Here is a 21,737-nt window from a genome sequence, read left to right as displayed (position 1 = left end):
TAACTAACTCCTATACGAAGAAAGGTGATCATATGACACTCAAGGCGGAAATGACGCTTGAAAAAGATTTTAAGATATCCGAAATTGATAACCGTATTTACGGTTCCTTTATTGAACATCTCGGCCGCGCGGTGTACGGCGGCATTTACGAACCCGGACATCCCGAAGCGGATGAGAACGGATTTCGCCAGGACGTCAGCAAGCTTATCACTGATCTTCAGGTTCCGATCGTTCGGTATCCGGGCGGAAATTTCGTATCAGGATATAACTGGGAGGATGGCGTAGGCCCAAAAGAAAACAGACCGAGAAAGCTTGATCTGGCCTGGCGCGTTACCGAAACGAATCAATTCGGAACGAATGAGTTCGTCGATTGGGCGCGCAGCGTAAACACACAAGTGATGATGGCGGTCAATCTCGGAACGCGCGGGATTGACGAGGCCCGTAATCTGATCGAATACTGCAATCATCCAGGCGGTACCTATTGGAGCGACCTTCGCAAGCAGCACGGTTGGGCGCAGCCTCATGCCATTAAAACGTGGTGTTTAGGCAACGAAATGGATGGTCCTTGGCAGATCGGCCACAAAACGGCTGACGAATACGGCCGTTTGGCGCTTGAAACCGCGAAAGTCATGAAGTTGGTTGATCCGACGATCGAACTTGTATCGTGCGGAAGCTCCAACACCTCAATGCCTACATTTCCGCAATATGAAGCGACATCGCTCGAGCATAATTACGAAGCTGTGGATTACGTATCGCTTCATCAGTATTACGGTAACCGCAGCAACGATTCGGCCAGCTATCTTGCAAATTCGCTGGACTTAGACCATTTCATCAAAACGATCATATCGGTATGTGATTACATGAAGGCGAAGAAACGCAGTAAAAAGACCATCAATCTCAGCTTTGACGAGTGGAACGTATGGTTCCATTCCAATGAGGCCGACAAAAAGATCGATCCGTGGTCCATTGCGCCTCCACAGCTTGAGGATATCTATAACTTCGAGGATGCTCTTCTTGTCGGCAGTATGCTAATTACGTTGATTAAAAATTCTGACCGCGTTAAGATCGCTTGCCTGGCACAGCTTGTTAACGTTATCGCTCCGATTATGACAGAAAATGGCGGAGGTTCTTGGAAACAAACAATTTACTATCCGTATCTGCATGCATCCGTTTACGGACGAGGCATTGCGCTGCAACCAGTCATTTCGTCGCCAAAATACGATTCAAAACAATTCACTGACGTTCCTTACCTAGACAGTGTAGCCGTGTACAACCCGGATACTGAGGAAGTAAATGTGTTTGCTCTCAATCGGAGTCTGGAGGAAGCCATGACTCTGACATGCGATATTCGCAGTTATCCGGGATATGGCGTCATCGAACATATCGTGCTTGAAAACGAAAATTTAAAGGCAGTAAACACACTAGGTAACGAATCGGTAAAGCCGCATAAAAATGGTCACTCCTCCGCGACCGACGGAATGCTTCAGGCTACGCTTCCAAAACATTCCTGGCACGTCATCCGTCTCGGCAAAAACAAGAAATAAAGGTTAGAAAAATATTCTGATTGGTATGAATAAATATCGGTTTACGGAACGCTGGCGACTGTCATTTCATCAGAACTAGGGAGTAAAGAAAGGGGAGTCCATAATATGGAAATCAAAGTTACCATTGATCCCGAACGTATAACGGGTCAAAGAGATACGCGGATCTACGGACATTTCATCGAGCACTTCCATAATCAAATTTATGGGGGCATCTTTAGTCCGGGTTCTCCATTATCGGACGAAGAAGGCTTTAGAAAGGATGTTCTGGAAGCCTGGAAGCGTATCCATCCTCCGGTCGTCAGGTGGCCTGGCGGATGCTTCGTCTCCGCTTATCACTGGAAGGACGGTATCGGATCGGAAAGGCAACCGCATTTCGACAAAGCTTGGAGGGTGGAAGACAGCAATGAATTTGGAACCGACGAGTTCATCGCACTCTGCCGCAAGCTTGATACCGAGCCATATATTTGCACGAATGCCGGTACAGGAACGCCTGAAGAAATGAGTGATTGGGTCGAGTACTGCAATCTCCGTACGGAAGGCAAGTGGGCGAAGCTTCGTATAGCTAACGGTCATGTGGATCCTCATAACGTTACTTACTGGAGTATCGGCAATGAGAATTATTTACCTGGAGAGATGGGCGCCAAAACGCCTGAAGAATGGGGGAGATTCGTAAAGGAATCGGCGAAAATGATGAAGCGCGTGGATCCATCGATTCAGCTATTCGCCGCGAGCGTAGCTGATTTGGATTGGAATATCCATTTGCTTCGCGAAGCCGGCCCTTTCCTGGACTGGTTGTCCATTCACGGATATTGGGATCCACTCTGGCAGAACAATAACCTGTCTGATTATGAAACCTGCATGCTTTATACGACCAGGATTGAACAGCAGATTGACATGACAAGGCATATTCTCGGAGTTATGGGCTATCTCGGAAAAATACGAGTAGCATTCGATGAATGGAACCTGCGCGGATGGCATCATCCGAATGTGAATACCGCGACTGATCCAAAGGACTATGTCGATACGAGAGATTTGAACGATCTCGATCATTCATACACAATGGCGGATGCTCTTTTCAGCGCCTGTTTCCTGAATCTATGCTTGAAGCATAGCGATATGATCGGAATGGCTAATTATGCGCCCTCGATCAACACACGTGGATTGATTCGGACACATGAGACCGGCATCATCCTGCGACCGACCTACCATGTGTTTGATTTGTATGTCAATGGGCTGGGAAATCAGGTGATAGACAGTTGGATTACGGGCAATCCGTCAATAGCCGTACAGAACGGCAAGGATACTGAGGAGGTTCCGGTGCTTGATTGTGCAGCAACTGTTATTGAAGAGACAGGAGAGGTGAGGATCTCGCTTATTAATCGGCATCCAGAAGAAAACGTGAAAGTTCGGCTGGAAAGTAGGGATGGGCGCTCGACGATAAAACTGTGGTCTTCTCTTTCCGCAGATTCCAAAGACGCATACAACGATAAGAATAATCCTGATCGTGTTCGACCAGTGTCCGTTGCCGAATTCGTCTCGGAAGGAGAACTCATCATTGAGCTCCCGCCGCATTCGGTCAATATTATCGGGCTGTAATCGAACAGGGGACAACAAAAATCCGCCCATAATCAGCTGACACAGCTGATTATGGGCGTTATTATTTGCTGACTGCACCTTCAGCCACATGCTCCAACCAGTTATCTCGCTCAATAAGTTGATTCGCAATGAAGGTAAAGCAATTTCAAGTGAGCCCCCAGACATCTGAAGCACATGATTGAGGCTAATCACGAATTCCAAAAATGAGATATTGACCGCAACGAAATCAAAATTCAAGCCTTATTGGCTTTTTATGCTCCGAATAAAAAAACGCTCACAGCAAACCCTAACTCGGTAACATTACTACATGGATGAATCGAGGGGGCTGGAACTATGAGAAAATATATCCTATTTACAGCATTATTGTTGGTAACCGGCTGTTCGTACAATGACCATACAACAAACAAACAAGCTGTTGGCAATCAAACGCATCGGACCCATCAAACACATCAAACACATCAACCGAATTCTGCTCCGAACAATGCGTCTGCACCTCACACCACACAGGCTTCATCGATATCAATGCCGGGTGTACCATCCTTATCGAAGAAAAATATACCCGATGTTGCAAATCAACTCGAACGGATTATACGTGGGCAGCTACCAAACAACGGAACAACACAAGTGGTGCCGGCTGATCCAACGTCGTATCGAACACCAACATCAGATCAAGCACCAACACCTGGTCAAGCACCAACACCCGGTCAAGCACCAACACCTGGTCAAGCACCAACATCAGATCGATCGGCAACATCAGATCAATATGAGCAGCAAGTTCTGGAATTGGTTAATCAGGAACGAACCAAAGCAGGCTTAAAGTCTCTTAACATGGACAGCAAATTATCAAATGTGGCTATGTCCAAAGCACAGGATATGTACAATAATAATTACTTTGATCATCAATCGCCGACATATGGATCACCATTCGAGATGATGAAGGCATTTGGGATTACCTATAATTCTGCAGGCGAAAATATTGCAAAAGGCCAAACCAGTCCGACGCAGGTGATGAACGATTGGATGAACAGCCCGGGACACAAAGCGAATATTTTAAAAAGCAGCTTTTCCCGAATCGGAATCGCATACTATAACGGGGTTTGGGTGCAATCGTTTATTGGTTAGCAGAGATCAAATTATTAATCACATACCCATCTAAAGTAAGCCGCTATGCGTCCTTGAATTCGCCAGCGGCTTACGGTTTTTATGAGGTTTGACAAGGAATGAACGTTATGAGAATATGGAAAAGTCTTAGTCACCGGGATTTATTGTTGAATGAGATTGGAGAGGGAGATGACAATAAAGATGTATAATAACGAAACGCATAATATATTTGCTGCAGAAATAAATAAGCTGCTCGGTAAATCAGGAATTATTCATTTGCAAAATGATGTGGATTACAGACTCATTGTGCAGCAATTTACGGGCTTCGAGGTTTCCGAGTTTTATGATGATGAGAGGGAACCGATGATTTTCAAGCTGTTATTTTTGAACGAAGCGGGTCGTGAGGACGCGATTGAAGTTTGGGACAGCGCGATTGAAGATATCGATTTATCGCAGCCGGAAACAATTGAAGATTGGATGACCGAAGGGTTAAGCTTCGTTTTTGCGGCAGTCAAGGATGAAAGTACCGCTATTGAGTTCTATGCATATTAGGTTGATAATTGTTCATGTACTACGTAAGGCATCCTTTTTATTCGTTTTGCTTGTTTTTCAATGCAATAGGCATACTCATTCAGGAGCAAATCTAGCTTCTGGCTGATCTGGACAACAGCATGATCGGTGAAGCTGTTGCAGTTTGCATACACGCGTACCATTTCAGCTCTTACTTCTTCAATTTGCTGTTTGTGTGTACAGTTGTGCATCATAAACTCTCCAATTCTTTTATTTGTAAGATTATTATAAATGATGGCTGTTAGAATTGTTTCATACAAATATTAGATTTTTGTTAGTTATGTGAACAATTGGTTCGTCTAAGAAATCTTTTATAGACTAATACTTAAACGGGATTCGCAACATATGAAACATTTCTTTACGATTATTACATAACCCCCCATGATTTCGTGATCTATCGTGGGGGTTCTTTCCTTACACGCGAAGATCTATATGTTCATGAAAACACCTCCTGCTTGCTATATCGGCAAACAGGAGGTGTTTTTTGCATTTTCTCAATATTAATGGTGAATTCCGCATTTATTTCGAATAAAATGGATCTGGTTCCGCAGACGGTTTAATTGCTGCTGCTGTTCCTCTGTTTGAGCTGAATGTAACCCGTTCTCCATCTTCTCCAATTCCTGCAACAAACTAGGCAAATCGGTTGAAGCATTCGCGCAGTTATAGTCGCTCTCGAGCTGCTCAAGCATGGTTATCCCTCCAATGATTTAAGGTTAGGCCATAAACCGTTAATCTTTGACCGTAAATTAGTATGAGCCTTTACGTGACAGATATGCGCGATCCATTCGGATTACTATTCGGAAATACAGCAGCATACGATGTTAGAAAGCGCACAGGAGGCGGTATCTGTTGCTGGCAGAATATGCTTTTCTTATGATATGGCTTATCGGCATGTTTGGGATTATCGGAACAGTGGTCGGTGCTGTGGCGAGATTTGTTAGAAGTGACTCCCAGTCTCATGATGAGCAGTTCGTGTGGAAGAGAAGGCTTCCAAGGGATTAACAAGCTAAATCTTTGAGGAAAGGAATAGATCTATCCGTGCTCGGGCATGCTATCAGTCGATTGATAAGATTGGCGACATGAGAGGAGGGAGTTCGAGCATGGACATGAACAATAGCGGACAGGAACTGAGAGAGCATATCGTAGCGGTGCAAAAAAACGGAGACGGTGATTTGACTGCATTCCAAACATCGAGCGGTCGCGTACTCGATTACCAGACAGCGCTGCAGGAGGTGCAAGCAGGACATATTGCGGGCGTTAACACATTCAAGGGCAGGGATGGAGAGACCTATATCCGCGGGGATGCGGATGGTGACCCAACAAATAATTTGGATCAGCTTCCGACTTTTTAATGCATATATTTAACTGTGTTAAATAAAAGAAGCGTAACAAGGAAAGGCGCCGCGTTTATGCAGGCGCCTTTCCAAGCATCCATTATACCTCGTAACGCTTATGCTGCTGAACGAACCGCATATGGCCTGTTAGCCCTTCATACTCCTCCATTGCATCTCCGTAATGCATCAGCCAAGTTCTCTTTTGTATGCTCGCAGGAAGCGTTAGAAGCTCCTCCAAGCTGGCATGTACGACGCCTGGCGACTCAAGCTGGCAATCATGGAAGATCGTATTAACGCCCTGGTCAACCAGCACATCCAGCAGCTGGCTGTCAAAGCGCATGTCTGCAGAGTAAAAGAAGCGGTCGTTGAACAATAAGGAGTAGCTCCGCTTGCCTGGAATATGCTTGGTTTGTAACAGCTTAACCTGCAGTCCCGGATGCAGCTCGTAAGGCTGATTTTCTTTCAGTGGACGAACTTCGAAGAAGTCCTCCAGCCTGTTTAGTGGATCCTGTGTAAGACCGCCGCGCAGCGTATGCTCCCATAAAGGCTCGATAAGTGTATCTGCAATAAATAATACAGGTTTTCGTTTAAATTTGAACATCATTTGAAAAGCGAGCTCCTCAAGACCTCCCACATGATCCCCATGAATATGGCTGATTATAATCGCGTCAAGCTCTGTGAAGGACATTCCCAACCGGTGAAGCGCCTTGGGCAAAGTAATACCGCAATCCACAAGCAGGCGAAAGCCGTTCGTTTCAATTAACGCGTTGTTATTATCGAATTTTTTCGCAAAGGCGCTTCCCGTTCCGATCATTTGAATGTGCATCACGAAACCTCCTCATTCTTACATTAATTACTGTATCAAATTATGTGTGTGCCTGACAATTGCAGATGCACATTCGCCCGAACTTACATACAATGCAAAAGCGGTATGTGAAGTGGAGGGATGACGGATGAGCAAAGGAAAAGGGAAAATCGTTAAGAAAAAGAAAATTTCAAGCGATCGAAAGCAATATAACTATAAGCTGGTGCTTTCAGATACATGCGCAGTGTGCAAAACGCCATGCAGCAGAGGAATGAGCTATTTGGCTAGAATGAGGCAGCCGGGAGCGGTAGGGAAGGGCGTTCCTTGCATATTGACAAGGACGTTAGGGTAATGGTTTTTTATTTCCCAGGCAAGCGCAGGTTTCAACAGGTTTTGACAGCAGTGGTCGAATAGTGGCCAAATGCCGCGCCATGCAAAAAAATGTCCCGAAAGCAGCGCAACTTTGCACATGACTCGGAGTATAACCATACATCCAGGCAATCGGATGGAGGGTTAACAGCCATGAAGCTTAGGAAAGTTGTTATTCTGCTGCTGGTATTGTCCTTATGGGGAGGAACAATGCTCTTTGCGGACTCTGCTGGACAGAAGGTACGAGTGTTTATCAATGGAATTGATCAGGACGATGGCGGTTTAATCGCTGAAGGCAAGACATATTTGCCGCTGCGTCAGCTGGCAACCTCCTTGCAGGCTATTGTGGAATGGGACAATACAAATAAGCGTGCAACCGTGTATAAGCCAAATGTTCATATGTTTCTATTCCGTAACAACACGGTTTTCGGCAATGTCGACAGAGGCTTTCAAGGGAAATTTAAGGTGCTTGCTCAAATCGATAATTTAAAGACCGATATTGAAGCGGTAAAAATATCGATATTCGATCCAAGTGGAAAAGAGAAGGTTATCCAGTCAGGAAAAGTCAATCCGAAAAATGATAATTTCTGGTATGGCACCGAGGATATCGAATACAAATTTGAATCCAGCGGCAAATACCCGATCCGTTTCTTTATAAGATCGACAGGATCAGATGAGTGGACCGTCATCTCTGAGAAGATTATTTCCTCGCTTTAGTCATCCAAATCGTTAAAAAGCCTCTTCATGCGAAGGGGCTTTTCGTTTGACCGTGTATAGACTGTCGTGGTAGGATAAGTTAGTCTGTATATTTTATTGAAATGGGGTAATATCATGAGCGAGCATCAGCATGGACCTGATTGCGGTTGTGGTCATGACCACGAGCATGAAGAGAATGTCTTAATCGTGACTGACGATGATGGCCAAGAACGTGAAATGGTCATGGTTTATACGTTTGAATCCGAAAACAATGTGTACGCAGTCCTGCTGGATCGGAACGATCCTGAAGCAGACGGCGTCATTTTCCGTATTGAAGAAGAGGGCGATGAATCCTTCCTGGTTGGAATCGAAGACGATGCCGAGTGGGACCGCGTAACAGCGATCTACGAGGAAATTGCCCGTACTGAGAACGAAGAGAAATAATTGTTCTGGAGTATAGACAAGCAGTATACAGAAAGATCCGCGTGCTGGCTGACGCGGATCTTTCTGTTCACTAAGCGTTATTTTCTAGAATTATAATAAATGGTTCGGCCGTTAAACATCGTTAGCTCGGCTTGCAGCTGCTTGGCTATAAATTTACAAAGCTCATTAGCTTTGCCCTTATCCCCATGCGTAGCTTCGTCAGGCAATACGACTTGAACGCAGGGAACGCTGCTGCCGGCCACGCTTATCGCTTCTCCAGGACCGAATATGATGTATTTATACAATGGATTGATGCCTTTCAAATAAAACCACCGGTCATCCTGCTTGGATTCGAATGTGTAAGGAAAAGCTGCTTCTGCATAGTTCCAATCCAGCTGCGAGCCGGTTAATGCGGTCTGCTCGCGATAATGCGAGAGCTGGTTCTTGATTTCCTCCAGCGTCAGGCTCTCAACGGCCGATCCCTGGACAAATTTTATGTAAGCGCTTTGACTCATGGCATCTCACCTCTGACAACAATCATAGCATGCTCCAAATTGGTTGACAATAAGTGGATGCGGAAAGCTTTCAAGTCACAAAAATGCCGACAGCAGCAGTCCTAAAGGGCTGTGCAGTCGGCAATATCGACAATTTATGAAATAGCTGTTTCTTCTACAATAACTTTGACGAATTCGATACTGCGATCCTCAGGTCCCTTAACCGGCAGTCCAACCTCGACATGATCGACGATGTAATCGATATTTTTCTGGGAGATGACCTCGCCCGGCAATAGAATAGGAATGCCTGGTGGGTAGACATATATAAATTCTGCGATAATCCGACCGGCTGATTCCTTGAACGGAATGACCTCTGTCTCGCCATAGAACGCATCGCGCGGCGTTAGGGAAAGCTGCGGGATATCCGGTATTTTGACGACCAGCTCCCGCGCTTCAGCGCCTTCATGGAACCGCTCTGAGAGGCCGCGCAGTGCTGTTAACAATTTTGACACAGAGTCGGAGGTATCTCCAGGCGTAACTAGGCAAAGAATGTTATACATATCGCTCATTTCGATTTCTACATTATAGTGATCACGCAGCCAATTTTCTGTTTCATAACCGGTGATGCCAAGATGGCGAACATGAATCGATACTTTGGTTGGATCATAATCATAAGTCGCTTCGCCGCCAAGAATCTCATCTCCGAAGCAATACAGACCTGGAATTTCATTAATCTCCTTGCGTGCATATTGGGCCAGCTCAATGGTTTGTTCCGCAAGGGCATGTCCATTCAAGGCGAGGTTCCGTCTGGATGTATCAAGCGATCCAAGCAAAATATAGGACGTTGATGTAGTCGTCAGCATGCTGATGACCGTCTGGATACGATGAGGATTGACACGCCCCTTGCGGACGTTAAGCACAGAGCTTTGCGTCATGGATCCTCCGAGCTTGTGTACGCTGGTTGCCGCCATATCGGCACCGGCCTGCATTGCGGACATCGGAAGCTTCTCGTGAAAATGAATGAGTACGCCATGCGCTTCGTCTACAAGCACAGGAATATCATAGCTATGGACAAGATCAACGATCTCTTTCAGATTAGCGCAAATGCCGTAATAAGTAGGATTGATAACCAGGACGGCTTTGGCATCCGGATGCCGCTCTAACGCTTTGCGGACGGACCGTGTTGTAATGCCGTGGTCGATTCCCAAATTGCTGTCCCGTGCGGGCGAGATAAAGACTGGCCTTGCACCTGCGAAAATGATAGCGGCCATAATTGATTTATGGACATTGCGTGGTACAATTATTTTTTCACCTGGCGCGCACACGGTTAAGATCATCGTCATAATGGCGCCGCTTGTCCCTTGCACGGAGAAGTAGGTGTAATCAGCGCCGAAAGCATCGGCAGCAAGCTTCTGGGCTTCTTCAATCACGCCGGTAGGCTGATGCAGGTCATCAAGCGGTGCTATATTGATTAAGTCGATTGACAGCGCGTTATCGCCGATAAATTCACGAAACTCCGCATCGCTGCCCAATCCTTTTTTGTGTCCGGGAATATGAAACTGTACGGGATCCTGCTCCGCATGTCGGCGAAGCGCACTGAAGAGCGGGGTTTTGTTATGATCCATCGCATTCATCCCTGCCTTTCATTCTAGATTACAAACAAAGTTGAGTATAGCAAATACAGGGGGGATTGCAAGTCTGTTTTTTTGATATCTGAAGACGTAAGCATTATTTGTTCTTCAATTGTTCATACATGATCAATAAATGGTTATGGTAACATAGGTTGGTGGAGGGGGTGCAGCATGAAAGATAATCGTATGATTATTGTAATGGCCATTTTAATGACTACATTTTTAGGGTTCGGGATTATCATCCCGGTTATGCCGGAAATTATTCTGGCAACGAATCCGGACAATGCGGAAATACATACCGGGCGAATGCTTGCCATTTATTCTTTAGTTGCTTTTATACTGTCTCCATTATGGGGAAGCTTATCTGACCGAATCGGAAGAAGACCGATTATATTAATTGGGGTGCTGGGCTTTGCCGCGAGCTTCTTGCTATTCGGTCTCTCATCGGGCAATCTTTCGCTCATGTATCTTTCTAGAATACTCGGGGGATTGTTCTCTGGCGCGGTCGCTTCGGTCATTGTTGCCTATGTTGCGGATATTACGCCTCCTGAACGGCGGACGAAGGGAATGGGGCTCGTCGGCATGTCGATCGGTCTCGGTTTCACGTTCGGCCCAGGTTTTGGCGGAATGCTTAGCGTAGTGTCGCTTGAGACGCCGTTTTTCGCGGCATCAGGCTTGGCGCTGATTACGTTCGTGCTAGCTGCCTGGAAGCTGAAGGAGTCGCTTGCTCCCGAGCAGCGGAAGACGAAGGCAGAGAAGCGGGTTTCGCGGTGGACTGCTTTTCGGGGGCCGCTCAAGTACTTATATGTTTTGGCCTTTTTCGTCACATTTACGCTTGCGGGTTTGGAGGCGACCCTGCAATTTTTCGGTATTCGTCGTTTTGACGTCACACCTTTCCAGGTAGGCATTATGTTTTTTGTGTGTGGACTTGTCGGTGCGTTGGTACAGGGCGGCATTGTGCGTCGTCGTATTAAGAAGGGAGAGGAGACGAAGTACATTGCGATCGGTCTTGTCATATCAGCTTTGGGCTTCTTCCTCCTTCTGGCAGCGCATTCCTTATGGTGGGCAACACTGTCGCTAGCTGTGTTCGGTATTGGCAATGCGTTGATACGTCCTTGCGTCACCTCGCTTATTACACAGAAGACAACAGTAGGGCAAGGCGTGGCTTCAGGACTCAGCTCATCGATGGACAGTCTGGGAAGAGTAGCGGGACCGCTTCTGGGATCGTTTTTCTTTACGATAGATATGGGGCTTCCTTATCTGCTTGGCGGCATATTGTGTCTTGCCGCACTTGTCTTATTGGTCCGCTTTCGTCAACTGGACAAGCAGCAAACACAGGTCACAGCAGTCGATTCGGCAAAATAATGCAAAAACAAGCCGGGTACTCATCACATGATGGGTATCCGGCTTTCTTGTTTAGGAAGGAGCTAGCTCCTTTATAGTTAAATCAGGCAAAACTACTTATACATTGGCCATCCGATAAAGAGGCATGAGCGTTTCATAAGTAGAAGAAGCGAACTCCAGCAGCGCGTCGCCGTCACGAAGTAGAGCATCGCCGGCCTGGACATGCCTGCCGATCAGCAGCTCCGCCTTCTGTACATCGCGGAAGCGGACTAGCGCGTCTGTCCAGTCCTTTCTGGACATTTCGCCGACAACGGTGGAATCCTTCTTCATATGATCAAGCGAAAGCACGTAATCGCCCGGAACGGCAGCGATGACGTCATCGATTTGATTCAAGAACGCAGCCGCTATGCCTGATTTGTTCGGAACTTCATAAATAAGTGCAAGCCACAAAAACAAATGATCATCGAACAGTCCAAGCTGAAAATGCGGATGCGCTTTATAGCCGCGCTTGTTGCTGCAAATCGCGAGCCAAGTGTCCTTCGGCGGATTTACTTTACGGCGCGCATGCCTTGCCACATGCAAGTGCATTTCATTGCCGGCGTGTACGGACAAATCGACGCTGAGCTGTTCGCCTAATGCTCGAAATTTAGGCTGGATTTGATTTTGGATGGCGGACATGCGCTCTTCAAGTCCCTGCAGCAGAAATACATTGAAATCGGCTTGCGTAAAGCCGGGCAGCCCGGCGGAGGTTGTCTGTGTCGTCATAATGGATCGCTCCTCTTGTTATTTCGATGATTGATGCAATAATTTCAAATAAAAAATGGCGATTTGCGTACGGTCCCGGAGCTCAAGCTTGTGCAGAATTTCCGATATATAATTTTTAATCGTGCCTTCGCTTAGAAATAAGGATGCCGCAATCTCCTTATTGGATTGTCCGTCGGCTATTAGACGAACAATTTCGATTTCTGCCTGTGTCAGTCCGGTAATGGTTGCTGCTGTATTGGCAGAAGGGCGGGGCGCATCCAGCAGGCCTGCAAGCTTGCGTGCAATAGCTGGATGTATGAGCATCGAGCCCTCGTATACCGTTTTAATGCCGCTAATGATTCGGCTTGGCGGAACGTTTTTGAGCAAATAGCCATTAGCGCCATTACGAATAGCTTGTGTAACATATTCGTCGTCGTCGAACGTCGTCAAGATGAGTACGGCAGGAGGCTGCTCAAGCGCACGCAGCCGCTTAGTTCCTTCTACGCCGTCACAGACGGGCATTCGAATATCCATAAGCACGACATCGACCGGCTGTTCAGAAACGAAATCGGCTGCCTCCTTGCCGTTGCTACAAACCCCGACAACGTGCAGCGCTTGATCGAGGTCCAAAATGACCTGCATGCTTTCCCGAATAAAAGGATCATCGTCCACGATTAATACTCTTATCATTGCATTAGACTCCTATCGTCACTATAAAATAAGGCCATCATCCGCCTAGCAGCGGGAGCGTGGTTGTTACCGAGAAACGGTCGGACTTGTGCCACTCCAGCCGTCCTCCGATTAATGCCATGCGCTCCTTCATGCCTCGCATGCCTAATCCGGCTTCAATAGGCTCATCCGGGATAGCCCCATTATTCGCAATGGTTAATGCGACACTGTCTTTATGAAAGACAAGCTCTACGGTGACGATGCTGGCTTGTCCATGCCGGACCGCGTTCGTGATGGCCTCCTGCGCATTTTTGAACAAAATGAGCTCGAGGCTTGGATAAAGCGGTCGCGGGATGCCTTGTAACTTGAAGCTAACGGCTATGCCCAAAGCGTTTGCAGATTCCGCAACAAGCTTGTCCAGCGCATACTTCCTCGTATCGTCATCGTTGTCCGCCGCAAGCCTGCGCACCGTGCGGCGCATCCGCTCCATGCTGTCCTGCAGCTGATCGCGTATTTGCTCAACCATGCCCTTTGACCGAGTCGGATCTGTTTCGAACAGGTGAAGAGCCGCCTCGGACATCATTTTGACGCGAATGAGCCGATGACCAAGATCATCATGAATATCTTTGGCAATTCGATTGCGCTCCTCACTCTGAGCGTATTGCTCGACCTGTGATGCATATTCCAGCATTCGGCGCCTTGCGGCATCCAGCTCTTCATGGCTTGAAGCGAGCGCCTCATATAAATCTTCGATTTTGTACCGCTTTTCTTCAACTTGATTAGCCGCATAAAGGATGGCTGCTGTTGCATACCAAAGCATAATAACCGTAAAAAGCATTTCACTGTCTCTGCCCTGCAAAGAGGCATAGAGTAAAGCTGACCCCAAGAAGCTCCAGCCAGCACTGACGAGTGGAGGAGGCTTGCTTCGAAAAATAGCGATCAAGGTGGAGAACAGCATTAAGAATAAAATTCCGCCATGCGTATAGGATAACCAAGCAAAGCTGATAAGCTCCGCTAGCAGAAACAAGCTGGCGTATTTGGGAAGGAGAGAGCTCGCCTTCATCAAAAGCATTGCAAGCAATATATACGTCGTGTAAAGCGCATAAGAGCCTGCTGAAATGTTCGCAATGCTTAGGATAGCAGGTACCACAGCAAGCAAAGTCCGAATCCGGTACAGCAGTATGTTCATGGCGGATAAGCTCCTGCAACAGAATTTGCTTTAGTATAGCATATGCGGCATCAGTTGGACGAGCTTATTTATAATCATTATAAACTAGGAGACTTTTTTCATTTGATATGCAGTTAAAAAATGACTTTTGTCACCTTCATATGATGACTTTATAGACCTGTTGCAATGCCAATGATTCGTTACAATTGGTTTAACAGCAATTAACCGAGAGGGTGAATGGAATTTGAGTCTCGTAGCATTTCGCGAGGTTGTTAAAAAATATGATACGGCGTTAACGGTGAATCATCTTACCTTCAATATTGAAGAAGGGGAAATTTTTGGTCTGCTGGGTCCGAACGGCGCAGGCAAGAGCACGACAATTAATATGCTCTCCGGCTTGCTTGATCCAAGCGGAGGCGATATTACGGTTGAAGGCTTTTCCATCCGCAAGCAGCCGCTTGAGGTGAAGCGGAGAATCGGACTCGTGCCGCAAGAGCTTGCGATTTATGAAAATTTATCAGCAAGGGAGAATGTCGCCTTTTTTGCGAAGCTGTATGGGTTAAGAGGAAAGCTGCTGCGTGACAGGATTGATGAGGCGCTGCAATTCGTCGGCCTGTTGGAGCGGGCGAAGGATAAGCCCTCTACGTTCTCGGGCGGCATGAAGCGGCGACTCAACATGGCATGTGCAATTATGCATCGGCCAAAGCTGATTATTATGGATGAGCCGACTGTTGGCATCGATCCGCAATCAAGGAATCACATCTTGGAGTCGGTAAGAGAATTGAATAGACTGGGCTCAACCGTCATTTATACGAGTCACTACATGGAGGAGGTTGAAGCGATTTGCTCCAGAATCGGTATTTTGGATCAAGGGAAACTCATTGCCCATGGCACGAAGGATGAGTTGAAGCGCCAGGCGGGGCAGGAGGAGAAGCTTGTATTTGAAATCGACCGCAGGTTCGAAGAGGCAATTGCTGAGATGGAGGAGCATCCGGGTGTCAAGCGGCTGGAGGAAAGTGGCAATGGCAAAACCGTCGAGGTGACAGTGAAGGAATCCCCGTCTATTCTGCAAGATTTACTGTTTATTTTGCAGAAGCATGACATAACGCTGCGAAAGCTGACTAGAGTAGAGCCAAACCTGGAAACGTTGTTTCTCCAGATGACCGGACGAACGTTGCGGGACGAATAGGGGTATAAAAAATGCGAACATGGTGGACAACGGCTTATTACGAGCTGCTGAAATATAGCCGAATGAGGGCTCTTCTAATTATATTGATCGGGCTGCCGTTATTATTGATTTTTTTGCTGGGCAGCGCGTTTGATCAGGATATTAAGCCCGCAAAGGTCGCTCTTTATATTGAGGATCAAGGCGCTATGCGAGCAGGGATAGAGCAGTTCTGGAACAGTGACGACGTAAAGCCTTATATTGAAGTTCTAACGGCAAGCTCAGGCGAGAATGTGCAGGATTTGGTTCAGGCGGGCTCGGCCGATTATGGCGTTGTCGTGCCATCAGAATATTCGGAACGCGCAGTTGCTGGAGATACGGCGAATTGGCTAATCTTTTCAGGACGTTATGAGGAAAAAAATATCGCCGCGGACGCCGTTGTGAACAGCTATATGGTTCGAGCAAATCTTATGCTAGCGGCGGCAGAAACACTGGATCCGGCGACTGTTGCGGGGGCTGAACTGCCAAATGAAGGAGTGCGGTCTCGATCTTTATTAGCGGTTAAAACGCTTGGTGACGGCGATAACGCGGTATTCGATTCCACCTCGGCGATGCAATACTATGCCGTGGCATATTTGATTATGTTCCTGCTTTACGGTGGAATGTCGGCCGCGATTTCCTTGATGAGTCAGAAAAAGGGAGGTACTTTGCATCGCATTTATGCTATGCCAGCCTCGTTTAAAGCCTTTGTATTAGGCATCATCACAGGTTCGGTTGCGCTAGCAGCAATACAAGCAATTGTAATTGTTACATTCACTGCGGTTGCATTTGGGGTAGATTGGGGCAGCCACTTTGGCTTGGTTACTTTGATTTGTTTGTTCACTACAGCTGCTGGAGCGGGCCTTGCAATCATCATTGCATCGTTCGCGGGTACGGAAAAAACGACGCAAACGCTTGTGACCATAGCAATCTTTGCGATGACCTTTCTTAGCGGCGGGATGGTGGCTGATATTCGAGGCGTGGTAGGCGATGTGGCGAAATGGACGATCAACCACTGGGCGACCGACAGCCTGCGGGCAATTATGAACGGAACGGATCTGTCATTGGTATGGCATGAGATAGGCGTTCTTGCCATTATTGCAGTTCTATTGTCTACAATTGCAATAATAAGGCTTCCGAAGGTGGTGAGCTATCGTGCCTAGTTTATATATCGCTGCGCAGCTCATACGTCGAACAATGGGCTCGCGGCGAGGGTTGATAATGAATGTTCTGCTGCCGGCCATCGTTCTGTCAATTGTAGTGGGCCTGTTCGCGGATTCGCACAATCAGAAGGCTGTCATTGCCGTAAATAATTCGGATGAGGGAATATTGGGTTCATATTTGGTTGAATCACTTAACAAGGAAAGTTTATATGAAGTTCGATTGGAGTCGTCAGCATCAGATGAAATCGTGCGATCTGCGGTTGAATACGGGAAAGCGGATGCCGGGCTGTATATCCCGCCAGATTTCACACAGGCGCTGCTTGAAGAGAAGCAGCCCGAAGTCGACATGTACAGAATGAGCGAGCAGCTATGGAATGCATCGCTTGCGACGCTGCTGGATTCCGAGTTGAGCAAGCTGACGGCAACTGTCCTGCTCGTTCGCGGGGAGGGAGACAATGAGCTTGTTATGAACCAACTCATTGCACTTCTTGATAGGCAAGCTCAGCCAAAACTAACGACCGAACAGGTTAGTGTGAAACTCGGTAATATCGTTTCCAATCCCCTCATGATCGGACTCATCCTTATGTTCATTATGATGCTTGCAATTCAGACCATCGGCTTCGTCATGGAGGATCGCGAGCATCGGACGATGGCAAGAATGTATACGGCACCGGTGCGAGCCCATGAAATTGCTTTCGGCAATTTTATCGGCAGTATATTGGTAGGGACGATCCAGCTTGTCATCATACTTGGCTCAACTTATTTTGTGTTCGGCTATTCACCTGGTATATCATTCGGCGCTATGCTGCTTGTGCTGGAATGCTTCTTGTTTGCTGCAGTAGGAATTGCTTCTGCGGTCGCGGGATTTGTAAGAATCAGCGCTCAGCTGAGTCAGCTTAATAACTTGATCATTATGCCGACCTGCTTGATTAGCGGCTGCTTCTTCCCGTTGTCGATGCTGCCGGAATTTATGCAGAAGCTTGCCAACTTCACGCCTCAAAAATGGGCCATTCAAGCGATAGATCGATTAGTTGGCGGAGGAACGCTTGGCGATATTGGCAATCACCTGCTCATTTTGCTTCTAATTGCTTCGGTTATGATGACCTTTGGCGCAGCTGTGCTTAGACCGAACCGCACGAGTTAATTTCAACATTACCCAATTGGACTATCTGTACAGATCCTTGCAGATGCTGTGATTATGGCAATGTCGGCGAGCATCGCGGGAGCGAACGAGAAGGACTACCATCTAGCAGGCATTAAACCGGGCGAGCATTTAAAGCATGCGCATACGGTGGAGCTAGAGGAAGCTGTCTTGATCGCGTGCCGTAAAGAATAGCCAAGAGGTTAACGCTTCACTTGCAGAATCAATAAGATTTCAACGGCAGGAATATACCCGGATAAGAGGGCCAGGCACGCTTCGGTTGAAACGGTCGGAGCCCTTTTTTAAGTTTAGACAGTGAACAGCATAAAATTAGTCAATAATCCAAGTTGCCATAACATAAGATGGAGTATAAGATAAAGATAAGAACAAATTATCAGAACATTTCGTCAACTAAACTGATGCAAGGGAGGGATTGCCGTGAACAAAAGCCATGAAGTCGAATATTGCAATTTGGAGCTGCGATTTGACCGCCGGCAAATCCAAAATCTCATCCGTGATTTGATTCAGGAAGGGTACTCCTTGTATTGGAGTGAGACAGAGGGCCAATTTCTCGTTTCCATTCGAACCGGCCGCAAGCTTGTCAAACTTCAATTCCAACGAATGAAAAATCGTTACAAAATTGTCGGGGACTACATTATTAAAGACGAGAAGCTGTCGGAGTTGATTGAAAAACTGATTAATGACACACGTGGACATGCGGTTGTGAAACGTATCAAGGATCGTCAAATCGTCATTGAAAGCATTATGTTCGGTGAGATCATACGACTTGTGGAGGTGTCCGGCATGGAGCATCGGATCATTTATCAGAAGAAACCATTTGTTACAATAGAGGAAATGATAAAGGCGTTTCAATCGAAGCGTGCGGAGGAGAGAGCCATTATATTACGTTATGAGCTGGATTATGAGCTTTCAATGCTCTATGATGCCCTTCAGGACAACAGAGAGGAAGCGGTTGCAGCCTCGAAGGAAAAGCTGGCGCTACTTCGAACAGAAATGCTGCAGCTAGAGCTTTGATGATGAATGAAGGCTCCCACAGGAAAACCTAAAACGATCAAATGCTGGGGAAATTTACGGCTTTTGGTCGTTTTTGCGTGCGCGGTGAGAGAAAAAGTATAGATTTTTACGATGTGGTTTGGCAATTTAAGCTTATATAAGGTAAACTTTCTAAAGCGGTCAATAAAACTAATGTCGAGTTACGACATTTTTGCTTTCAAATAGTTTTCTTCTCGACATAAAAGGAGTAAAATAAAACTATTGTGACCACAAACTATAGATGAAGGATGGAAGAACCAGATGTCAAAACAACAAATTGGCGTTATCGGATTAGCTGTAATGGGTAAGAATTTGGCCCTTAATATTGAGAGCAGAGGTTTTACGGTATCGGTATTTAACCGCTCCCGCGAGAAGACGGATGATTTGATTCAAGAAGCAGCAGGCAAAAACCTCGTACCTGCGTACACGATTGAAGAGTTCGTGCAATCGCTCGAAGTGCCGCGCAAAATTTTGATCATGGTGCAAGCAGGCGCTGGAACAGACGCAACAATCGATTCCCTCGTGCCGCATTTGTCTGAAGGAGATATCATTATCGATGGCGGCAATGCTTACTTCCCTGACACCGTTCGCCGCAGCAAAGATCTCGAAGCAAAAGGCTTCCGTTTCATCGGTACCGGCGTTTCCGGCGGCGAAGAGGGCGCATTGAAAGGTCCTTCGATCATGCCAGGCGGTCAAAGATCCGCATATGAGCTGGTTGAGCCGATTCTTACCGCTATCTCTGCAAAAGTTGGCGATGACGCTTGCTGTACATATATCGGACCAGACGGAGCAGGCCATTATGTGAAAATGGTACACAACGGTATTGAGTACGGCGATATGCAGCTTATTTGCGAAGCATATGACCTGCTTAAGAACGTGCTTGACCTTAGCGTGGAAGAGCTTCATGAAATTTTCGCTGAGTGGAACAAAGGCGAGCTGGACAGCTACCTGATCGAGATTACAAGAGATATCTTCTCGAAATACGATCCTGAGACAGGCAAGCCGATGGTAGATGTTATCCTAGACTCCGCTGGTCAGAAGGGTACAGGCAAATGGACGAGCCAAAGCTCGCTCGACCTAGGTGTACCGCTATCGATCATCACAGAATCTGTATTTACGCGTTTCTTGTCCGCTATGAAGGAAGAGCGCGTTGCTGCAAGCAAAGTGCTTAGCGGACCTGCTAAAAAGCCATTCCAAGGCGACAAAGCGGCATTCATTGAAGCAGTGCGCAAAGCATTGTTCGCAAGTAAAATTTGCTCGTACGCTCAAGGCTTCGCGCAAATGCGTGCAGCATCTGAAGAATTCAACTGGGATCTGCGCTACGGCGATATCGCGATGATTTTCCGCGGCGGCTGCATTATTCGTGCTCGCTTCCTGCAGAACATCAAGGATGCCTACGATCGCGATCCGAACCTGCGCAACCTGTTGCTTGATCCTTATTTCCAAAATGTTGTCGAGTCCTATCAAGACGCATGGCGTGAAGTTATTGGCGTTGCGGTTACGAATGGCGTACCTGTACCCGCATTCTCCAGCGCGATTTCTTATTTCGACAGCTACCGTACAGAGCGCTTGCCTGCGAACCTGCTTCAAGCACAGCGTGACTACTTCGGAGCGCATACCTTCAAACGTATGGACAAAGAAGGCAGCTTCCACTTCAACTGGATGCAATCCTAATACCATTGCCTTCTAACGATTTGGTTCGCGGGATTATCCTTTTTTAGTCCGTATGCTGCTTGTCGCAGCCAGTCGCGTAACCGGTCGGCCTCCTGGTCGCAGCTATGTCTGCGGTGAATAAGTGACATGGCTGCTTCCGCAAAGAAATGAAAGTTTTGCATTAAGCGTGGCTGCGACAGATCCATTAACGCTGGGTCTTCGTCAGCCACCTTTTTTTTAATGTACTCCAGCATCCAAACGACATCTTCGCGGCAAAGCGGATGAGCAGGATCAAGAATACGCTGAATTCGCCGCTCGATGAGGTGTTGAGCAGGCAGATGAGGCTCACTGATCATCACTATCGTCACTCCAATCCTTTTTATATGTATCATTAACAACCATACGGCATTTAGAACTTTTTTATACCATCGCTATTCAAATAAATGATATGATATTGAAGAAAAAGGGTAAGGAATGAACGAAAAGGGTGAAACGTTTACAATGGAGAGGCAGCAAAAAAACAAATTAGTGCTAATCGGCTTTATGGGAACAGGCAAATCAACGGTAAGCAAGCTGCTTTCGAAGAAGCTTGGGTGGACACGGATTGATGGTGATGAGGAAATTGAACGGCTTGCGGGCAGATCCATATCCGAAATTTTCGCAACTGACGGAGAAGCTGGCTTTCGAGTCATTGAAACCAACGTGCTTGCGTCTTTATTAGATCATAAGGAACCTGCAGTTGTGGCAACCGGCGGTGGCGCAGTTTTAAGCCCCTATAATAGAGAGCTTATGCTTAGCAAATCTTATGTTGTTGCGTTGAAAGCGAGTCCGGAGCAGATTATTGCAAGAGTAAAGTCGGATACAGCCCGCCCCTTGCTGCTAGGTGATGCGACTGAGCGAGTGAACCTTTTGCTGGAGCAGCGCAAAAACGCTTACGATTTTGCCCATTTAACGATTGATACGACGTATATGACGGCAGATGAGGTTGTTGCCGCTGTATTAGAGCAATATATTTTATTGTAAAAGGAGATCATA

General features: G+C 46.8%; 26 protein-coding genes. 17 read left to right on the top strand and 9 right to left on the bottom strand.

What is annotated here, in order from left to right; genetic code table 11:
• Nucleotides 1-32 precede the first annotated feature (32 nt).
• The 4 genes from arfA (at nucleotide 33) to ACO9K6_RS02440 (ending at nucleotide 4,793) form a co-directional block, all read left to right on the top strand.
• Entirely contained in the window at nucleotides 33-1,544 is a 1,512-nt protein-coding gene (gene arfA / locus ACO9K6_RS02455) for an arabinosylfuranosidase ArfA (protein WP_424765957.1), read from the top strand.
• A 105-nt stretch (nucleotides 1,545-1,649) separates the two neighbouring features.
• Entirely contained in the window at nucleotides 1,650-3,140 is a 1,491-nt protein-coding gene (locus ACO9K6_RS02450) for an alpha-L-arabinofuranosidase C-terminal domain-containing protein (protein ID WP_424765931.1), read from the top strand.
• Between the two features lie 333 nt (nucleotides 3,141-3,473).
• On the top strand, nucleotides 3,474-4,262 hold the full coding sequence (locus tag ACO9K6_RS02445) for a CAP domain-containing protein (protein WP_424765930.1): 789 nt from the start codon (nucleotides 3,474-3,476) through the stop codon (nucleotides 4,260-4,262).
• Between the two features lie 180 nt (nucleotides 4,263-4,442).
• On the top strand, nucleotides 4,443-4,793 hold the full coding sequence (locus ACO9K6_RS02440; protein WP_424765929.1) for a hypothetical protein: 351 nt from the start codon (nucleotides 4,443-4,445) through the stop codon (nucleotides 4,791-4,793).
• On the opposite strand, the gene ACO9K6_RS02435 is transcribed toward ACO9K6_RS02440, so the two are convergent.
• Nucleotides 4,790-5,002, bottom strand: coding sequence for an aspartyl-phosphate phosphatase Spo0E family protein (locus ACO9K6_RS02435; RefSeq protein ID WP_424765928.1), 213 nt, complete (start codon nucleotides 5,000-5,002; stop codon nucleotides 4,790-4,792). The two genes, ACO9K6_RS02440 and ACO9K6_RS02435, sit on opposite strands and share 4 nt — an antisense overlap.
• Nucleotides 5,003-5,311: 309 nt before the next feature.
• Nucleotides 5,312-5,500: a DUF2524 domain-containing protein gene (locus ACO9K6_RS02430; protein WP_424765927.1), complete on the bottom strand. Its 189-nt coding sequence runs from the start codon at nucleotides 5,498-5,500 to the stop codon at nucleotides 5,312-5,314.
• Nucleotides 5,501-5,660: 160 nt separating this feature from the next.
• Between ACO9K6_RS02430 and ACO9K6_RS02425 the strand changes: the two genes are divergently transcribed.
• Both ACO9K6_RS02425 and ACO9K6_RS02420 read left to right on the top strand, forming a co-directional pair.
• Nucleotides 5,661-5,813, top strand: coding sequence for a hypothetical protein (locus tag ACO9K6_RS02425; RefSeq protein WP_424765926.1), 153 nt, complete (start codon nucleotides 5,661-5,663; stop codon nucleotides 5,811-5,813).
• Between the two features lie 98 nt (nucleotides 5,814-5,911).
• Nucleotides 5,912-6,163 (top strand): DUF3892 domain-containing protein, encoded by a 252-nt coding sequence (locus ACO9K6_RS02420; RefSeq protein WP_424765925.1) that lies wholly within the window; start codon nucleotides 5,912-5,914, stop codon nucleotides 6,161-6,163.
• 82 nt (nucleotides 6,164-6,245) lie between these two features.
• Here the strand turns inward: ACO9K6_RS02420 and ACO9K6_RS02415 are convergent, their stop codons facing one another.
• The gene (locus ACO9K6_RS02415; RefSeq protein ID WP_424765924.1) at nucleotides 6,246-6,971 is read right to left on the bottom strand and encodes an MBL fold metallo-hydrolase; all 726 of its coding nucleotides are present in this window, start codon (nucleotides 6,969-6,971) and stop codon (nucleotides 6,246-6,248) included.
• Between the two features lie 127 nt (nucleotides 6,972-7,098).
• Between ACO9K6_RS02415 and ACO9K6_RS02410 the strand changes: the two genes are divergently transcribed.
• From ACO9K6_RS02410 to ACO9K6_RS02400, 3 genes are all read left to right on the top strand, one after another.
• Complete coding sequence (locus tag ACO9K6_RS02410) at nucleotides 7,099-7,302, top strand: hypothetical protein (protein WP_424765923.1); 204 nt, start codon at nucleotides 7,099-7,101, stop codon at nucleotides 7,300-7,302.
• A 170-nt stretch (nucleotides 7,303-7,472) separates the two neighbouring features.
• Nucleotides 7,473-8,036, top strand: coding sequence for a stalk domain-containing protein (locus ACO9K6_RS02405; protein WP_424765922.1), 564 nt, complete (start codon nucleotides 7,473-7,475; stop codon nucleotides 8,034-8,036).
• 114 nt (nucleotides 8,037-8,150) lie between these two features.
• A complete protein-coding gene (locus tag ACO9K6_RS02400) occupies nucleotides 8,151-8,459 on the top strand; it encodes a DUF1292 domain-containing protein (protein WP_424765921.1) in 309 nt (102 codons plus the stop codon).
• Between the two features lie 77 nt (nucleotides 8,460-8,536).
• Here the strand turns inward: ACO9K6_RS02400 and ACO9K6_RS02395 are convergent, their stop codons facing one another.
• Nucleotides 8,537-8,953: a DUF1885 family protein gene (locus ACO9K6_RS02395; protein ID WP_424765920.1), complete on the bottom strand. Its 417-nt coding sequence runs from the start codon at nucleotides 8,951-8,953 to the stop codon at nucleotides 8,537-8,539.
• A gap of 134 nt (nucleotides 8,954-9,087) precedes the next feature.
• The gene (locus ACO9K6_RS02390; protein ID WP_424765919.1) at nucleotides 9,088-10,557 is read right to left on the bottom strand and encodes an aminotransferase class I/II-fold pyridoxal phosphate-dependent enzyme; all 1,470 of its coding nucleotides are present in this window, start codon (nucleotides 10,555-10,557) and stop codon (nucleotides 9,088-9,090) included.
• A 177-nt stretch (nucleotides 10,558-10,734) separates the two neighbouring features.
• Here ACO9K6_RS02390 and ACO9K6_RS02385 point away from each other — a divergent pair, with 177 nt between their 5' ends.
• Nucleotides 10,735-11,928: an MFS transporter gene (locus ACO9K6_RS02385; RefSeq protein ID WP_424765918.1), complete on the top strand. Its 1,194-nt coding sequence runs from the start codon at nucleotides 10,735-10,737 to the stop codon at nucleotides 11,926-11,928.
• 96 nt (nucleotides 11,929-12,024) lie between these two features.
• On the opposite strand, the gene ACO9K6_RS02380 is transcribed toward ACO9K6_RS02385, so the two are convergent.
• From ACO9K6_RS02380 to ACO9K6_RS02370, 3 genes are read right to left on the bottom strand one after another with little or no spacing between them, the layout of a single operon-like run.
• Nucleotides 12,025-12,672, bottom strand: coding sequence for a YktB family protein (locus ACO9K6_RS02380; RefSeq protein WP_424765917.1), 648 nt, complete (start codon nucleotides 12,670-12,672; stop codon nucleotides 12,025-12,027).
• Nucleotides 12,673-12,690: 18 nt separating this feature from the next.
• Complete coding sequence (locus ACO9K6_RS02375; RefSeq protein ID WP_424765916.1) at nucleotides 12,691-13,341, bottom strand: response regulator; 651 nt, start codon at nucleotides 13,339-13,341, stop codon at nucleotides 12,691-12,693.
• Between the two features lie 37 nt (nucleotides 13,342-13,378).
• Nucleotides 13,379-14,509 (bottom strand): sensor histidine kinase, encoded by a 1,131-nt coding sequence (locus tag ACO9K6_RS02370; RefSeq protein WP_424765915.1) that lies wholly within the window; start codon nucleotides 14,507-14,509, stop codon nucleotides 13,379-13,381.
• Nucleotides 14,510-14,732: 223 nt separating this feature from the next.
• Between ACO9K6_RS02370 and ACO9K6_RS02365 the strand changes: the two genes are divergently transcribed.
• From ACO9K6_RS02365 to gndA, 6 genes are all read left to right on the top strand, one after another.
• Nucleotides 14,733-15,677: an ABC transporter ATP-binding protein gene (locus ACO9K6_RS02365; RefSeq protein WP_424765914.1), complete on the top strand. Its 945-nt coding sequence runs from the start codon at nucleotides 14,733-14,735 to the stop codon at nucleotides 15,675-15,677.
• Between the two features lie 11 nt (nucleotides 15,678-15,688).
• Nucleotides 15,689-16,855: an ABC transporter permease gene (locus ACO9K6_RS02360; RefSeq protein ID WP_424765913.1), complete on the top strand. Its 1,167-nt coding sequence runs from the start codon at nucleotides 15,689-15,691 to the stop codon at nucleotides 16,853-16,855.
• Nucleotides 16,848-17,999: an ABC transporter permease gene (locus ACO9K6_RS02355; RefSeq protein ID WP_424765912.1), complete on the top strand. Its 1,152-nt coding sequence runs from the start codon at nucleotides 16,848-16,850 to the stop codon at nucleotides 17,997-17,999. The genes ACO9K6_RS02360 and ACO9K6_RS02355 overlap by 8 nt, the downstream gene beginning before the upstream one ends.
• Before the next feature lie 54 nt (nucleotides 18,000-18,053).
• Nucleotides 18,054-18,191, top strand: coding sequence for a hypothetical protein (locus ACO9K6_RS02350; protein WP_424765911.1), 138 nt, complete (start codon nucleotides 18,054-18,056; stop codon nucleotides 18,189-18,191).
• A 243-nt stretch (nucleotides 18,192-18,434) separates the two neighbouring features.
• Nucleotides 18,435-19,031, top strand: coding sequence for a hypothetical protein (locus ACO9K6_RS02345; protein WP_424765910.1), 597 nt, complete (start codon nucleotides 18,435-18,437; stop codon nucleotides 19,029-19,031).
• A 279-nt stretch (nucleotides 19,032-19,310) separates the two neighbouring features.
• Nucleotides 19,311-20,723, top strand: a complete 1,413-nt coding sequence (gene gndA / locus ACO9K6_RS02340; protein ID WP_424765909.1) for an NADP-dependent phosphogluconate dehydrogenase — start codon at nucleotides 19,311-19,313, stop codon at nucleotides 20,721-20,723.
• Here gndA and ACO9K6_RS02335 read toward each other — a convergent pair.
• Nucleotides 20,720-21,058, bottom strand: coding sequence for a hypothetical protein (locus ACO9K6_RS02335; RefSeq protein WP_424765956.1), 339 nt, complete (start codon nucleotides 21,056-21,058; stop codon nucleotides 20,720-20,722). The two genes, gndA and ACO9K6_RS02335, sit on opposite strands and share 4 nt — an antisense overlap.
• A gap of 118 nt (nucleotides 21,059-21,176) precedes the next feature.
• On the opposite strand from ACO9K6_RS02335, the gene ACO9K6_RS02330 reads away from it, so the two are divergent.
• Nucleotides 21,177-21,725 (top strand): shikimate kinase, encoded by a 549-nt coding sequence (locus tag ACO9K6_RS02330; protein ID WP_424765908.1) that lies wholly within the window; start codon nucleotides 21,177-21,179, stop codon nucleotides 21,723-21,725.
• Nucleotides 21,726-21,737 lie beyond the last annotated feature (12 nt).

The organism is Paenibacillus praedii (genome assembly GCF_049725345.1).
Taxonomy (GTDB): domain Bacteria; phylum Bacillota; class Bacilli; order Paenibacillales; family Paenibacillaceae; genus Pristimantibacillus.
This window is presented reverse-complemented; position numbering and strand designations above follow the sequence as displayed.

Bases quoted from the DNA above. Each gene is read 5' to 3' on its own strand.
- ACO9K6_RS02395 (WP_424765920.1), bottom strand. From the start codon at position 8,953: ATGAGTCAAAGCGCTTACATAAAATTTGTCCAGGGATCGGCCGTTGAG.
- ACO9K6_RS02330 (WP_424765908.1), top strand. From the start codon at position 21,177: ATGAACGAAAAGGGTGAAACGTTTACAATGGAGAGGCAGCAAAAAAAC.
- ACO9K6_RS02370 (WP_424765915.1), bottom strand. From the start codon at position 14,509: ATGAACATACTGCTGTACCGGATTCGGACTTTGCTTGCTGTGGTACCT.
- gndA (WP_424765909.1), top strand. From the start codon at position 19,311: ATGTCAAAACAACAAATTGGCGTTATCGGATTAGCTGTAATGGGTAAG.
- ACO9K6_RS02445 (WP_424765930.1), top strand. From the start codon at position 3,474: ATGAGAAAATATATCCTATTTACAGCATTATTGTTGGTAACCGGCTGT.
- ACO9K6_RS02450 (WP_424765931.1), top strand. From the start codon at position 1,650: ATGGAAATCAAAGTTACCATTGATCCCGAACGTATAACGGGTCAAAGA.
- ACO9K6_RS02390 (WP_424765919.1), bottom strand. From the start codon at position 10,557: ATGGATCATAACAAAACCCCGCTCTTCAGTGCGCTTCGCCGACATGCG.
- ACO9K6_RS02410 (WP_424765923.1), top strand. From the start codon at position 7,099: ATGAGCAAAGGAAAAGGGAAAATCGTTAAGAAAAAGAAAATTTCAAGC.
- ACO9K6_RS02380 (WP_424765917.1), bottom strand. From the start codon at position 12,672: ATGACGACACAGACAACCTCCGCCGGGCTGCCCGGCTTTACGCAAGCC.
- ACO9K6_RS02385 (WP_424765918.1), top strand. From the start codon at position 10,735: ATGAAAGATAATCGTATGATTATTGTAATGGCCATTTTAATGACTACA.
- ACO9K6_RS02440 (WP_424765929.1), top strand. From the start codon at position 4,443: ATGTATAATAACGAAACGCATAATATATTTGCTGCAGAAATAAATAAG.
- arfA (WP_424765957.1), top strand. From the start codon at position 33: ATGACACTCAAGGCGGAAATGACGCTTGAAAAAGATTTTAAGATATCC.
- ACO9K6_RS02360 (WP_424765913.1), top strand. From the start codon at position 15,689: ATGCGAACATGGTGGACAACGGCTTATTACGAGCTGCTGAAATATAGC.
- ACO9K6_RS02335 (WP_424765956.1), bottom strand. From the start codon at position 21,058: ATGATCAGTGAGCCTCATCTGCCTGCTCAACACCTCATCGAGCGGCGA.
- ACO9K6_RS02405 (WP_424765922.1), top strand. From the start codon at position 7,473: ATGAAGCTTAGGAAAGTTGTTATTCTGCTGCTGGTATTGTCCTTATGG.
- ACO9K6_RS02375 (WP_424765916.1), bottom strand. From the start codon at position 13,341: ATGATAAGAGTATTAATCGTGGACGATGATCCTTTTATTCGGGAAAGC.
- ACO9K6_RS02415 (WP_424765924.1), bottom strand. From the start codon at position 6,971: ATGCACATTCAAATGATCGGAACGGGAAGCGCCTTTGCGAAAAAATTC.
- ACO9K6_RS02350 (WP_424765911.1), top strand. From the start codon at position 18,054: ATGGCAATGTCGGCGAGCATCGCGGGAGCGAACGAGAAGGACTACCAT.
- ACO9K6_RS02400 (WP_424765921.1), top strand. From the start codon at position 8,151: ATGAGCGAGCATCAGCATGGACCTGATTGCGGTTGTGGTCATGACCAC.
- ACO9K6_RS02420 (WP_424765925.1), top strand. From the start codon at position 5,912: ATGGACATGAACAATAGCGGACAGGAACTGAGAGAGCATATCGTAGCG.
- ACO9K6_RS02435 (WP_424765928.1), bottom strand. From the start codon at position 5,002: ATGCACAACTGTACACACAAACAGCAAATTGAAGAAGTAAGAGCTGAA.
- ACO9K6_RS02430 (WP_424765927.1), bottom strand. From the start codon at position 5,500: ATGCTTGAGCAGCTCGAGAGCGACTATAACTGCGCGAATGCTTCAACC.